The following is a 14,222-nucleotide window of genomic DNA, read 5'->3' as shown; positions in this document are numbered from 1 at the left end:
TGCCCGACATGGGGGGACGCCAAGCGCTAAGCGACGCCAAAACGAGCGACGCCGGCAGTGCGATTATATAGTCATGGCTGACATATATATCATCCCGAGAATTCAATGTCATTACAGACGACATTCTATACGTCGCGCCAGCGGAGTCGGTATGCGAACGCTGGGCACAGGACGTGTAGCGGCGAGGAGGACTTTCAGCCGCGCCTGCCGTGCGGCCGGCCAACCTGATGCGCATTCGGCAAACCTTGGGCGAAGCCGGTGTCGAGGAGCTACTCGCGGCGACGATCGCAACTGCGGCGCGGATGATGGCGGTGATGCCAGTCGAATTCGAGCGCGTGATTGTCGACACTACGGTGCGGGAGAAGGCGATCGCGTATCCGACCGACGGCCGTCTGCTTGAGGTGGCGCGGGCCAGCCTCGTTCAGTTGGCACTCTTTCGATCGCAAACCGACAGATGGTCGAGATTGCCAAAGCGGTTTCTTTCGATTCGGATGTGCTGATTATGGACGAACCAACGTCGGCACTCACCGAGCACGAAGTGGGACACCTTTTCCGCATCATTCGAGATCTGAAGAGCCGCGGAAAGGGCATTGTCTACATTACACACAAGATGAACGAGTTGTATGAAATTGCCGACGAAGTATCGGTGTTTCGCGATGGCAGGTTCATTGACACTCGCCTTACTAAGGACATCACTCGCGACCAGATTATTCAGATGATGGTCGGACGTGAAGTCACCCAGATGTTTCCGAAAATGGAAGTGCCCATTGCTGACGTCGTACTGAAGGTCGACAAGCTCGCGGTTGAAGGCATTTTCCACGATGTGTCGTTTGAAGTGCGTGCCGGAGAGATATTTGGCTTCGCGGGACTGGTCGGATCCGGCCGGTCAAACGTTGCGGAGGCCCTGTTCGGGGTGGTGCCTGCAACCGAAGGTTCGATCACCATCGAGGGAAAGTTGGTCAAGGTCGACTCTCCCTCCGTTGCAATGCGTCAACCGAACCAACTCCACTTGCCCCGCTAAACCCTGTGATCGGAGCCCGGGCGCGCAAAAATACACGACTACAAGTGCTACGCGGTCGCCCACGAATCAGGTATGTAGCGATCGCCTTGCCGACGTCGGCGGGCAATGGCAATTCGTTGCGCTGCCCGCTTTTACCGCGCACGCTCAAACGTCCCGCGCTCCAGTCGATATCATCCAGCTCAAGCGACGCTACTTCCCCGGAGCGCAGCCCCAATCGAGCAAGCAAAAGCAAAATGGCATAGTCTCGACGACCGGTTGCGCTTCGCTGATCGATGCTGGCTAACAATTGCCGTGTTTGATCTGGGGCGATCCCACGTGGGATTGACGGCATCGACCAGTTGGCCACGACTGGAACTGCGGCGGCCAAATCCAGTGTAATGTCGCCGCGATAGCGCGCATAACGTAAAAAGGAACGCAGCGCAGCGGTCAGAAGCTTCGCACGCTTCGGCTGCAAACGCGGCGCCTGACGTTGTACAAATCTCACAACATCACCTGCACATAGGCGAGAGAGTGTGACGCGTCCTTTACCGAAACAGTCTTCAAGGAAACCGCGGACGAACGGCACGTAGTTGACGATCGTCGCTGTGGCCAAGGCACGCGCTTCGCGTAAGTACGCCATGTATGCTTGTACGCAGCACTCAGTAGACGGCAGTCGGGGCAGTGGTACCCGCTCCGCAGGAGTCAGTTGCTCCTGGCGCAGAAAATCAATGAGGTGTCTGAGCGCAGCCTGATCCCCCCGGCGGGGCCGAACATGTCGAGCGCGATATCGCAAATACCGTATCGCGTGGTCAGCGCAGATGCTGCGCACTCCGACACCCGTCTGTTCAAGCCAACGGCTAAACCCTGCTGCGATCCGTACTTGCTGCTTTAGTGATCCTGCGCTGTATCCCTGCTCACTGAGCGATCTCGCAAACGATGCGATATAGGCCGCAAGCGGCCCTTCAGGCGGTCGCGAGAGAACGGCCTGGTCATGGACGACGTACTTCACGATGAACTCCTTCCCCGACGCTGGGGCGCGGCTGGAAGGAGTCAAGGCTATCTCTAGCCGAACGCTTGAATCGCCCGTGAAATCCACGCTATCTCTGGATTACCCGACATAGTCCGGAACGGCACATAGTGGCGCAGCGTGTGCATGGACACTCGCTTGTCGATGTTCGCAGCCTCGGCGGCGGCATGAATGGCACGGTTCAACTGTCGCGTGCTTAATGGATCGAGCGGATCGAGCCCGGGAAACAACCACCCACCATCGAGCATCCTGCCCTGCGTACGGGCCACGCGCCACCACACACGCAGACGCTCAAGCAGCACCGGCGAGAGCATGGCGTAGCGGTCACGGCGGCCCTTGCCCTGCTCGATACGCAGTGTCATGCGTTCGCTGTCAACGTCGGTGACCTTTAGCGCTACCACTTCGCTGGCGCGTAGCCCCGCGCCGTACGCGACCGACAGCGCGGTCTGGTGCTTCAGGTTGCCGGCGGCCTCGATGAGCCGCCGCACTTCATCGGGGCTGAGCACGACGGGTAATACGCGGGGCACGCGCACGGGTTGCATCCTGACCATCAGTTCGGGCCGGTCGAGCGTGACTGTGAAGAAGAACTTCAGGCCGGTGATCGCATGGTTCAGCGACACGGCCGATGTGCCGTGGTCGACCAGATAGAGCTGGTAGCGCCGCAGGTCCTCGACGGTGGCCGTGTCAGGTGAGCGCCCGAGAAACCGGGCGAACTCACGCACGATGTGCAGATAGATGTCCTGCGTCTTGGGGGCAAGCTGGCGCATGCGCATGTCGTCGGTCATGCGCTGGCGCAGCGGACTGACGTTTGACTGTGAGGAGGTCATGATTCGGCTCCTGCTGGAGAACGAGGCGGATTGCCTCATTCGCCAACATACGGAACCGCGATGCCGGCCTCTCCCTGACCACCGGCGTCTGACCGTAACCCCTACCGCGCGAGCGGTTTAGTCCTTCGGCCATCTTGCGACACTCATAGGCGCGCCGCGGCGGACATTGCAACGTCGGCTTCGAGCCAGACAGCGGACGCTGGCCGATCGACCCTAGCTGCCGCATCGCCGGCCTCAGGCGACTCGCGGACTGCAACCGCCAGAAAAGTGCTCGCGCTGCGTGCAATCACGATGAAAGTTCTGGATAAGCCGGCACCGTGAACTGAAAGACAGCGCCGAGCGGCACGTTGGCGCTCGCCCACAATCGGCCGCCGTGTGCCTCGATGATCGAACGGCAGATCGACAGCCCCATCCCCAAACCAGTCGGCTTCGTTGTATAGAACGGGGCGAACACGCGTTCGGCGCTGTCCGGGGCAAAGCCCGGCCCCGAATCGCGCACCGCCACAAGCACGCTGCCATTGTCGGCTTCGGACGTGCTGACGAGCATTTCCCGCCGGCCATCGCGCATGCCACTCATGGCCTCGATCGCGTTGATGACCAGGTTGAGCAGGACCTGTTGCAGTTCGACACGGTCTCCTTCGATGAACGGCAAGCCGTCCGCGAGTTGCGTCTGAACCGAGACGCCGCTCTTCATGGCTTCGCCACGCGTGAGCTCGATCACCTCGTGGATCGCCACGTTGATGTCCACCCTTTCCATCCGCGGTGGCGCTTTCTCGATCAGCGCCCGAATCCGACCGATGACCTCGCCCGCTCGCTTGCCGTTCGCCACGATACGAGCGAACGCCTGCCTGGCCTCGTCGAGATCTGGCCGCTGCGTGTTCAGCCACCGCAGACCGGCATCGGCATTGCTGACTGCGGCGGCGATCGGCTGTTTCACTTCATGGGCGATCGAGGCCGTAAGCTGCCCCATGGTGGCAACACGGCTCGCATGCGCCAACTCCGTTTGCACCTCCCGGTAGCGTCGCTCGCTCTCGCGGGCTTCTTCCTCCGCCCGCTTGCGCTCGGTCAGATCGAGCACGAAAGCGACACCTTCCTTGCCACTTGCTTTGAATGTGGCCCCACCAACCAGGACGGGCACACGGCTGCCGTCCTTCCTGGTGAACTCCTTCTCGTAGGCCTGTCCGCGCCCCGTTTCCCCGGTCTCTGCCAGGGCTCGTTCGTCGACTTCACGCCATTCCGGCGGCGTGAGATCCGTCCAGCGTACGCGACCCGAGACGAGATCCGCGCGCTCGTATCCCACCACGCGCAGAAATGCGTCATTGGCCTCGAGAATGTCACCACCGGCATTCCAGACGATGATCCCGATGATGTTGGCGTCGACAAGGCGCCGGATCTTCGCTTCGCGTTCCGCGAGGTCTCGGTACAGGTGTGCATTTTCCAGCGCGATCGCAGCCTGCGAGGCCACCAGCCTCAGCACGGCGATCCGGGCCGGGCTGAACACGCGGGTAGTCAGATTGTTTTCGAGGTAGAGCGCACCGGTGAGCCTGGCCTGATTCATCAGGGGCAGGCAGAGAATTGAACGGGCACGATGCTGACGGATATAAGGATCCGTGGCAAACGGAGGCACGGCCGCGGCATCGTCGAGAATGACGCTCTCCCGGGTGCGCAGGACATGGTAGAGGACCGATTCCGGCAGCGCCGCCGCACTCACCAGCACATCGCGCAGCTGCACCTGGGTCGTGTCGCCGCCGGTCGACGCTTGCGCTGCTATCCGGTGTTCGGCGCCGTCTGGCAGAATCAACAGACCGCGCTCGGCGCCGGCCTGTTCGATTGCCGTGCGCATGACCATATCGATCAGCTTTTCCAGGACGATGTCGCCCGAGACGGCCTGCGACACCTTGATTACGGTGGCGAGGTCGAGGTGCTCGAGCGGCGTCGCAATCGTGCTCGTCGGGCCGACCGCGGACTCTTCCGTCCGAAGGTGCGGATACCTCTCCTCGAGTTGCCGGACCTTGCCGTCGGCGCCGCAACGCAGGTAGCCGTAGCGGGCGTCCTGCAAATACACATGGGCTATCTTCTCAAGACCGCGCGCCGCGTAGAAGCGGGACGCGAGCTCGTTAGCGAGCGCCTCGTTGTGGGCGAAGCCGTTTGCCTGCGCCGAGTGGATGGCCTGCTCGTAGAGGCGCATCGCGTCACCATCGCGGTCCTCCAGGCGGGCGATCTCGGCACCGACCAACGCGGCGCGGTTTTCGAAGTTCTCCGGGCAATTCTCCGCCCAGACCTGCAGCTGCTTGTGATGCTCAGCCAAAGCCACTATGTGTTGCAGCCGCTCGCCGGCTGGTGCGACGTCGCCGCAGTCGCAGTACGCGGCTCGGGCCAGCGCGCCGTAAAAGTGATATTCGGCTTCCTCAAAGAACGCGGATGAAGTCCAAAGCAGCGGTTGCGCCTTCGATGCGGCGTCCATTGCCGCCGCATAGTCCCCGGCCATATAGCGCGCCTGCAATTTCCGGATCCAGTACCAACACGCAGCCATTGCCAGGGCCGGGTTGCTGGAGAAATGGGCTTCGGTGCGCAACTCATCGAACTGCCCGTCGTCAAAGCAACCGAATTGCGGCGTAAAGCCGCGGAGCATCCGAATCAGCGCGAGTTGCGGGTTGATGAAGTCAATGGCCAGGCCGAACCGCGCCTTCTCGGCGTACGCGAGGCCGTGTTCGGCTTCGCCTTGTACCTCCGGCAGCGGCTCCCCGGCGAAGAGCAGGTCCGAGTTGAGATTGCAGCGCGTGTAAGCTCCATACGTGAGGTCTCCGATCCGATTCGCCGCGTCGACCGCGCGGCACAGCAGATCACGGCTGGCCCGCACGTGTTTCATCCAGCTCACGACGAAAACCGCAAAGGAACAATAGGTGCTCGCCTCGAAGCGTCTGAGCCCGCGTCGTTCGACGAGCTCGTAGCCGAGCTGGCCGAACCGGAATCCGGCCTGGTAGTCGCCAAAACGCGGTCCGGCGAGCCTGGCGAGCCAGACATACGCGACACAAGAAGCATCGCAGTTGCCGCGCTCGATGCTGAGACTGATCGCCTTGCAGATCGTCACGGAAGCCAAATTCGCATCCGTAAACACTGCCGGCGCCAAGAGCTTGGTCAGAACCTCGACGGTCGCAAGCGTTGCCGCATCGTCCATCAGCGGCAAATCGATGAGTTCCTCGATGGTCCGACCCGCAAGCCGTGACCCGATGCGCTCGTATTCGCGTCGCACCTCCTCGTCTTTCGGATGCGGTGACCACTCGATACCGACATGCCGGAGGTAGTCGAGACCCACAGCGACCGCGCGGCTGCTCGGATCGAGGGTCGTGCAGACATCCATTTGGAAGCACGCGACGCTGGCTTGTTCGACCGTTGTCGTGACGCGATTGGACAGCGCCGCCAATCGCGCCTCTGCAACCAATAACTGGCCGGTCAAGAATTCGCATTCGGCCCGGTTCAGTTCCAGCGCGAAGATCAGCTCATGCCGGCGCTCCCAGCCATCCTGCGCCAACAGTGCAGTACCAGCATTGAGATAGGTGAGTGCCGAGGCATAGGCCGTGGATCCCTTGGCGCGCTGGCCCGCGAGCAGGTTGAACTCGGCCAGTTGCACCCGCTCTTCGCGTGAAGTGATCAAGGGCGCGCCGCGGTTGAGCTGCCCCACGATCTCGAAAATCGCCTCCTCCCGCTTTTCCGGGGGCGTCTGCGCGGCGAGCAGCCGCCCGATCCGCAGATGGGCCTCGGCGCGTGAGGCTATCGGGATTAGTGAATAGGCGGCTTCCTGAATCCGGTCGTGAACAAACTTGTAGGAGCCCCCCTCCAGCCGCTCAACGAGTTCCTGACGAAGCGCCTCCCACAGCGCCGCGTGGACCTGCGCCTCCGAGACCCCGAGCACGATCGAAAGCATCGCGGTTGCGGCAACGTTGCCGAGGCAGGCGAGCTGCTGCAACGCCTCCTGCGTGTCGGCCGGCAAGCGGGTCACCTTGCCAACCATGAGGTCGACGACATTGTCGGTGTAACCCTTGGCGTGAATGCGATCGAGCTCCCAGACCCAGCAGGCCGCGTCGTGATCGAAGCGGAGCAAGCCCTCTTCGGCGAGCGCGTAGAGAAACTGAATCACGAAGAACGGGTTGCCGGCGGTCTTCTCATGCACCAGCTGCGCCAGTGGCGCCACGTGGGGCGGATCGCAGCGCAGCGCATCGGCGGTCAACTGCCCGAGGTCCTCTCGGGCGAGCGTTGCCAGGCGGATCTCCTGCAGCCGCGCTCCGACCTGGCGGATTGCATCGAGCTTGCGGGTCAACGGATGAGCGGCATCGACCTCGTTGTCGCGATAGGCGCCGATCAGCATGAGATGCTGCAGGTCCGACCGGGTCAGCAGATCCTCCAGCAGATCGAGCGTGGCCGCGTCCAGCCATTGAAGATCGTCGAGAAAGAGCGCCAGCGGATGTTCGGCTCGGGCAAAGACGCCGATGAATCGGCGGAATACGAGCTGGAAACGGCTGTGCGCCTGCTGCGGCTCAAGCTCCGGGACCGGCGGCGGCTCCCCGATAATGAGCTTCAGTTCGGGGATGAGGTCAGTCATGAGCCGCGCATTCGGCTCCAGCGCTTCCAGAAGGGCATCACGCCAGCTCGCCAGCTCGGTGTCGCGCTTGCCGAGCAGCGGCCGCACCAGGCTTTGAAAAGCCTGCACCAGCGTCGAATAGGGAATGTCGCGCTTGTACTGGTCGAACTTGCCGGAGGCGAAGAGCCCCCTCGGTGGCACCAGCACCTTGTGCAGTTCATTGACGACGGAAGACTTGCCGATGCCGGAATAGCCGGAGACCAGCACCAGTTCCGGCGCGCCACTCTTGACGATCCGGTCGAACGCGGCAACCAGGGTATCGACCTCGCGCTCCCGCCCGTACAGTTTCTCGGGAATCCGCAGCCGGTCGGGCGTGTCGTGTTCGCCCAGCGGGAAGTCATCGACCTGGCCATCGCGCTCCCAACTGGCGAGGCAGCGTCGCAGATCCCGCTCAAGGCCGGCCGCGGTCTGGTAGCGCTCCTCGGCCGTCTTGGCGAGCAGCTTCATGACGAGCTGGGAGACCGCAGCAGGCACCGTCTCCAACCGCTCGCCAGGCGGCACCGGCTTTCGGGCGATATGGCAGTGCACCCATTCCATGGGGTCGGTGGCCGTAAACGGCAGCGTGCCGGTGAGCATCTGATAGAGCGTGACGCCAAGCGCATAGAGGTCGCTGCGGGGGTCGATCGAGCGGTTCATCCGGCCGGTCTGCTCGGGCGCCATGTAGGCGAGCGTGCCGGCGATGGTCTCGGGCGGCTCGGGCGCCTGTCGCTCGCGCGGCAGCCGCGAGGCGATGCCGAAGCCGGTGAGCCGCGCCTGTCCGTCCGCGCAGTTCACGAGGATATGGGCGGACTTGAGGTCCTTGTGGACGAGGCCGCGCTGGTGGAGCTTGCCCAGCGCCGTGGCGATGCCGACGGCCAGGCGCAAAAAACTTCCCATCTCCATGGGCGCGCCGAGCAACTGCGCGAGCGGCTTACCGCCCGGATCCTCGAGCACCAGCAGGGTCCGGCCGTCTTCGCGCACCAGCTCCAGCGGCCGTACTGCCCATGCGCCATCGAGTTCGTCCTTCAGCCCGAATTCGTGCGCGAGGCGATCGAGGCTGGCGGGTGGCGGATGTTCAGCGGCGGCCCACGCAATCAGGACGTTGTCGCCGACGCCGCCGCCGGTGCCCGGGCGCCGCCCTCGACAGAAGACGCGCTCGCCATCGTCCCACAAGATTTGAAAGCTGTTACGCATCGCGCCGGAACCATACGTAGGCGTTTATCTGTCGCACTCTGCCGTCAGACTGCTGCCTATTATTGAGTTAAGAGGACATTAACATCCGTTCGCCTAACGGGCCCGGGTGCGCTCGAAAAGCAAGTCGCGCGACGGCATCGCTATGGACTGCAACGTTCTACAGCCGCAAGCGTCTCGTCAGGATACACTTCGGCGACCGCGGCGCCATCGGGATTGGGTCGGAGGGCCGCGGTGAGGACCTGCACGCTACGGACTGTGCCGTCGAATGGGTGGGGCCTGGCGCGCCACCGACGCGGCTTCGGCGCTGTGGCCAAGGCCAACCCGAACCGTGCCGCGGAGGTTCGCTGCAGAGGCGCTCTTGGTTCGTGACCCTCCGCCCCTTCATCAGACTTCATGCGGGTGCAGTCAGCGTGGCCCATCTCTCGACAACTTTCCGGCTCGCAAACGCCACCGGACAAAGCCGTGAGACACGATCTTTGCGAGCCGCGACCGTAGGTAAAGGCCGAGAGCGTACCGGCAGCCGCGGAGGCACGGATGACCGTTGCGCCTCGGAAGGTGCGGTCTACATGATGAGGCGTCCAACGGCAGAAGTGGGTGGCGGATTCAACCGGTCGATGCAACACCTAGAATCTGCGTGAGCAGCGGAGGTGTTGCAAATGAAACAGCGACCGAGAATTCATTACTCCGAGACTCAGAAAGCGCTGATGTGGGACCGATGGCGCAAGGGCGACACGATTCATCAGATTGCCAAACTGTTCGATCGAGGCCATTCTTCGATTCAGCGGATACTATCGGAGACCGGCGGAATCCAGCCGCCGCAAAGGCACCGCGCGCCACAGGCATTGACGCTGGCAGAGCGCGAGGAGATTTCCCGTTCTCTGGTGTCGGGATTATCGATCCGGTCGATAGCGGCCAGGCTGGGACGCGCTCCTTCCACTATAAGTCGCGAGTTGCAACGCAACGGGGGCAGCCAAGGCTATCGGGCAAGCCAGGCGGACGCGATTGCCTGGGAGCGGGCACGTCGGCCGAAGGTCTGCAAATTGGTGCAAAACCGGACGCTGGCACGAGTTGTCGCTGCGAAGCTGAAGCTGCAGTGGTCCCCTGAGCAGATTGCTGGTTGGCTCAGACATGCGTACGCGGTCAACAAGGACTATCTGGTGTCGCACGAGACAATCTATCGGAGCCTCTATATTCAAGCTCGTGGCGCCCTGAAAAAGGAATTGCTCGAGCACTTGCGACGCTCCCGAACCATGCGCCGATCCCGTCATCACACACTGAAAACCGAGGACCGCACGAACATTCGCGACGCCGTGTCGATCAGTGAACGTCCCGCTACGGCGGAGGATCGGGCAATACCCGGGCACTGGGAAGGTGACTTGATTTATGGCAATGCTACCAGCCAGATTGCGACTCTCGTCGAACGTCAAAGTCGATTCGTGATGCTGGTGAAAGTAGCCAGCAAGAATTCTGAGGCTGTGGTTGACGCTCTGATACGACACGTCAGCAAGTTACCCAGGGAACTATATAAATCGCTGACCTGGGATAGGGGCTCGGAAATGGCCGACCACAACCGCTTTACCGTCGCTACAGACATTGAGGTCTATTTCTGCGATCCTCAACACCCTTGGCAACGCGGTTCGAACGAAAACACAAATGGGCTTCTGAGGCAATATTTTCCTAAGGGTACCGATCTCTCCGTCTACTCGCAGGCCAGACTGGATGCCGTAGCAAGGCGGCTCAACGAACGTCCCCGAAAAACACTAGACTTCGACACCCCGGCTGAACGATTTAACCAAATCGTTGCATCGACCGGTTGAATCCGCCGTCGACTTCTGCCGGATGCAGCCGATCCGAACTGTTGGTTCAGCATCAGACCGTACTCGGGCCAATTCCGGTCAGTCGCCGATGCGGTCACGCGGTCATTCGAACGTCGTCTCCGCCCCGGCAAGCTGTCGTTCGATCCGCGGATGCGTGCGCTCGTGGCACGCCACTTCGGTAAGCGCTGACCTTGAATACAAGCATGGTCGCGACCCAATAAGGAGGCTGCCATGACCCAGTCTATGAGCTGCCATGACCCAGTCTATGATCTACTTCGTTGTCGGCTTGGCGGTCTTGTCGGTCGCCGGGTTCATGGTGGCGCAACGGTACAGGCGCGATCACCCAGAAGAGGCTCAGGTTTACCCACAAAATTGGTTGGTCATGCTATTCGTTTTGTCTGAAGAGGTGATACATCTTCGTGATCTCATGCAATATCAGGAGACCGCGCCACATGACGGTTGGTCCCGGAGGGTGGTCATGCTTGCGATTCAGATGACCGCCGAGCATGGCGATCCATAGGACAACCTGTCCCAGCGATGGAATTTGCTTCGGCGGTTTCGTGGTGCCATGCGTGTGGCTGAACAGTGCCTGCCATTCGACCGGTTGCAGCAATACTTCGCACGACAGGTCTGCGTCGGCTCGTGCGAGCAGGGTCGCGTACAGAATGCGCCAGGCGATGACGGCAAACAGGGCCGTCGCGCGTACAAAGCGATCGAGATTGCCGAACTGCCGGGCCTCAATCTGGCAGCCGCTCTTCAGGACGCGATGCCATGTCTCGATCGTCCAGCGTCGCGCATACCAGGCGAGCCGTTCAAGGATCTCATCAAACGTGGTCGTGGGCACCGAACTTAGCAGCAACCATTCCAGCGCTTGCGTGCCTTCCGGCGGTACCTCTTCGAAAGCGTGAATCGCAAATACATCAGTTTGCTGCAGACGGTTTTGGCTTTTGCGCCTGCTCGGTGGTCGCAATCTTACCGCCGTGCAACGCAGGGTCAGTCGCGCGGTACGCTGCGCCATGTTGCCTCTGGCTGGAACCAGAAGCTCGGTGTGGCCTACAGGTGCAGTAGCCAGCACTGTATCCCAAAGATACTTGTCGGGATGCATGACGCGCCGGTTGCGGGCAGCACGAACCAGCCAGTCGACGCCATCAGGGCGTTCAGCCGTAAACAACTCGTACAGGTCGCTCTCACGATCTCCCACACAGATAATCCGTGGCTCGGCACAACGTGTCTTGAGGGCGGCAAGATGCTCGATACCTTCAATCCATTTAATGCTTTCCTTCTCTTCGATCGGGCGCGTTTTAGGGAGAGGTTTCTTGCCGAACTTTTCTTCGGCACGCGCCCACGTCTTCATGCCCAGCACACCCAGCGGCAGTCCCTCGGGGGTCACGGCCAGCAGGCTGTGCATGATAAAGCCGCGCTCGTGACGCCCGGACCCATACCCCAGACCTTCTGTCGCAGGCAGATGTGACAGGTTGAATTCAGTCGTGTCCTGCACGGCCAGCACAATGGGCACCTGCCTCATGCGATCCAGTGTTTGTGCAATGTGCGGCGCCATGATCCCATCGGTATCGATCTGTGCGTTGTCGAAGAACCGGTACGCCGCTTTAAGCTCTGCAGGTTTGAGCGACTGCGGAAACGATCCATGCGGGCTGAAGGCAAGTCGGCGCGCCAATGCAACCAGACGTCGCGACAGACGCGCGTCGCCCAGATTCGCTTCGCCGAACTCGGTGCCTGCCCAATCGTCCGTATCGCTCTCGTCAGCCAATCTCGATTGCCGCCGCAAAACAGGATGGCCAAAGTTAACATCGCACCCTCTCGTTTACAAGCAAAAAATCGCAGCTTCATTCACAGACATGTGGGTAAACCTGAGCAGAAGAGGGGATGGCCCAGTGGCTTGATTCGCACCATATGGGTTGGCTGCACCGGCACAAACATTGATGTCGAACGCAAAGTGAAAAGCCCCGCATCAAGCGGTTGTGCCGCCGAGGAGCGCACCATGACCCTCACGCTAACGTTGCAAGCCTTCCGACAGAGCGGCGAGATTCCCGCGCAGCATACCTGCTAGGGCGCCGATGTATCCCCGCCGCTCGCGTGGTCCGGCGTGCCCGTCAGCGCATCCTGACCGAACCCGCCGTGAGGCGCTCTTGGCGGCCGTTAAACGTAAGCCACTTCGGTCATCATGCCCGCCGCTTGGTGATACTCGTTGTGACAATGCATTAGCCAGCGACCTGCGTTGTCCGCGTCAAATGCAACAGTGACCTTTGCCATCGGCGGAACGTGCACCGTGTCGCGCAAGGCACCCTGGAACGCCTTACCGTTGAACGCAATGACATGAAAGTGGTGACCATGCAGGTGCATCGGGTGCGACATCATGGTCATGTTGTGAAAAGTGATGGCGACCCGTTGACCGGCCCTGACTTTTACCGTGTCGCGGTTGTCCCACCCCTTCCCATTGATGCCCCAGGTGTACGGCTGCATCGACCCGGTCAGCATCAGCATGAACGTCGCGTCCACGGGGCGGGCCGCCAAAGGTTCCAGTGCCGACAACCGCAGCTCCTGATCGAAATTCACGGCTCCAGTCTGTTCGACCGCCATTCCCGAAACCTTGCGTACATTCGTTCCGGCAGTGGCAAGAATGACACCTGTCTGCTGCCGCTCGCCTTCCCGGACCGCGAGGATCGGCCACATCCCTGCACCCTTCGGAAGATCCACGAGAATATCGATTCGCTGGGCCATGGCTAAACCAAAGCGGCTACCAGTGAGCGGCTGCACGGCGTCGCCGTCGACCGCGGCGACCGTACCTTGCAGCGATCCGAGGTCGACGTGGAAATTCGTGGACGCAGCGCCGTTGATAATGCGCAAGCGAACCCTCCCGCCTCGCTCGACCCGGATGACCTCGGGGTCGTCGAGCGTGCGATCGTTGGCGAGATAGGCGTCGTAATCGACATCGTTGAGATCCATTTTCATGCTAGACATTTGACCGGTCATGATCATGCCCGACATGTTCATCCCCGCCATTCCGGCTTGGCGGGGCATGCTTTGCGGCGTCGAACCGCTGCCCTGACTCGCCCCGGCAGCAGGATCGGCGCGGGCAGGCGTTTGCAGCGCTGCCATCACCTCGGCCGGATCACGGAAAAGGAAATCTTCAAGGAACATCGTCACCTCTTGAGCGTCGGCGCGCACGTCATCGCTCGTGCGAACGATCAAAGGGGCCGCCAGCAGTTTCTGGGTCTGAAAGCCTCTATGTGAATGCATCCAGTGAGTGCCAGGACGCGCAACAAAATCATAAGAGCGTCGCTCATTTGGCCGGAGCATAGGTACGCCGAACTCGCTCACGCCGTCCTGATCGGGCGGTGGCGACTGTCCGTGCCAGTGGACGATGGTCGGTTCGCTCAGACCGTTATCCAGGTCTACCAGGAAACGCTCATCCGGATCGAGGAAAAGGCCTCGGGTGCCATCAGGTTGGCGCAGCCCGAACATGGTGGCGGCACGGCCATTGACTTCGATCGAACGCGTCTCGACGAGCAGACGACGCCCGGTGCCACCGTCATTTCCGCTTCCGATTGTCGACAGATTGCTGGCGCCCCATGCGGTAGATCCCGCAAGCGCCGCGGTTGTGGCCACAGCAGAGGTCAATAAAAATTTTCGGCGAGATAACAACATGAAGTCTTTTCCTTTATTCTCGAATTTCCTGGAGGGGTTGCTACGAAGCATGATGAAGGGACTCCAGATCTTC

General features: G+C 61.3%; 6 protein-coding genes and 2 pseudogenes. 3 read left to right on the top strand and 5 right to left on the bottom strand.

Going from position 1 to position 14,222, the window contains the following annotated elements; all coding sequences use genetic code 11:
- Positions 1–143: 143 nt before the first annotated feature.
- Positions 144–431 (top strand): annotated as a pseudogene (locus B0G74_RS47385) (IS5/IS1182 family transposase); the annotation flags it as partial.
- Positions 431–988, top strand: a pseudogene (locus B0G74_RS45325) (ATP-binding cassette domain-containing protein); the annotation flags it as partial. The pseudogenes B0G74_RS47385 and B0G74_RS45325, both read left to right, overlap by 1 nt.
- Here the strand turns inward: B0G74_RS45325 and B0G74_RS47780 are convergent.
- The 3 genes from B0G74_RS47780 to B0G74_RS45310 all read right to left on the bottom strand — a co-directional run bounded on the left by B0G74_RS47780 (position 960) and on the right by B0G74_RS45310 (position 8,666).
- Complete coding sequence (locus tag B0G74_RS47780; RefSeq protein WP_207915833.1) at positions 960–1,640, bottom strand: tyrosine-type recombinase/integrase; 681 nt, start codon at positions 1,638–1,640, stop codon at positions 960–962. The pseudogene B0G74_RS45325 and the gene B0G74_RS47780 sit on opposite strands and share 29 nt — an antisense overlap.
- A 422-nt stretch (positions 1,641–2,062) precedes the next feature.
- Positions 2,063–2,854 (bottom strand): site-specific integrase, encoded by a 792-nt coding sequence (locus B0G74_RS45315; protein WP_243658633.1) that lies wholly within the window; start codon positions 2,852–2,854, stop codon positions 2,063–2,065.
- 286 nt (positions 2,855–3,140) lie between these two features.
- Entirely contained in the window at positions 3,141–8,666 is a 5,526-nt protein-coding gene (locus B0G74_RS45310) for an AAA family ATPase (RefSeq protein ID WP_132384385.1), read from the bottom strand.
- A 656-nt stretch (positions 8,667–9,322) separates the two neighbouring features.
- Here B0G74_RS45310 and B0G74_RS45305 point away from each other — a divergent pair.
- Complete coding sequence (locus B0G74_RS45305; protein WP_132384384.1) at positions 9,323–10,483, top strand: IS30 family transposase; 1,161 nt, start codon at positions 9,323–9,325, stop codon at positions 10,481–10,483.
- 385 nt (positions 10,484–10,868) lie between these two features.
- Here B0G74_RS45305 and B0G74_RS45300 read toward each other — a convergent pair whose 3' ends face one another.
- Together B0G74_RS45300 and B0G74_RS45290 are read right to left on the bottom strand one after the other, a co-directional pair.
- Positions 10,869–12,251 (bottom strand): IS4 family transposase, encoded by a 1,383-nt coding sequence (locus tag B0G74_RS45300; protein WP_132384383.1) that lies wholly within the window; start codon positions 12,249–12,251, stop codon positions 10,869–10,871.
- 389 nt (positions 12,252–12,640) lie between these two features.
- Positions 12,641–14,200, bottom strand: coding sequence for a multicopper oxidase domain-containing protein (locus tag B0G74_RS45290; RefSeq protein ID WP_243658632.1), 1,560 nt, complete (start codon positions 14,198–14,200; stop codon positions 12,641–12,643).
- Between the last annotated feature and the right edge of the window lie 22 nt (positions 14,201–14,222).

The organism is Paraburkholderia sp. BL9I2N2 (assembly GCF_004339745.1).
GTDB lineage: Bacteria > Pseudomonadota > Gammaproteobacteria > Burkholderiales > Burkholderiaceae > Paraburkholderia.
The sequence above is the reverse complement of the archived record's forward strand: the minus strand, read 5'-3'. Positions and strand labels throughout refer to the sequence as shown.

Bases quoted from the DNA above. Each gene is read 5' to 3' on its own strand.
- B0G74_RS47780 (WP_207915833.1), bottom strand. From the start codon at position 1,640: ATGGCGTACTTACGCGAAGCGCGTGCCTTGGCCACAGCGACGATCGTC.
- B0G74_RS45315 (WP_243658633.1), bottom strand. From the start codon at position 2,854: ATGACCTCCTCACAGTCAAACGTCAGTCCGCTGCGCCAGCGCATGACC.
- B0G74_RS45310 (WP_132384385.1), bottom strand. From the start codon at position 8,666: ATGCGTAACAGCTTTCAAATCTTGTGGGACGATGGCGAGCGCGTCTTC.
- B0G74_RS45305 (WP_132384384.1), top strand. From the start codon at position 9,323: ATGAAACAGCGACCGAGAATTCATTACTCCGAGACTCAGAAAGCGCTG.
- B0G74_RS45290 (WP_243658632.1), bottom strand. From the start codon at position 14,200: ATGCTTCGTAGCAACCCCTCCAGGAAATTCGAGAATAAAGGAAAAGAC.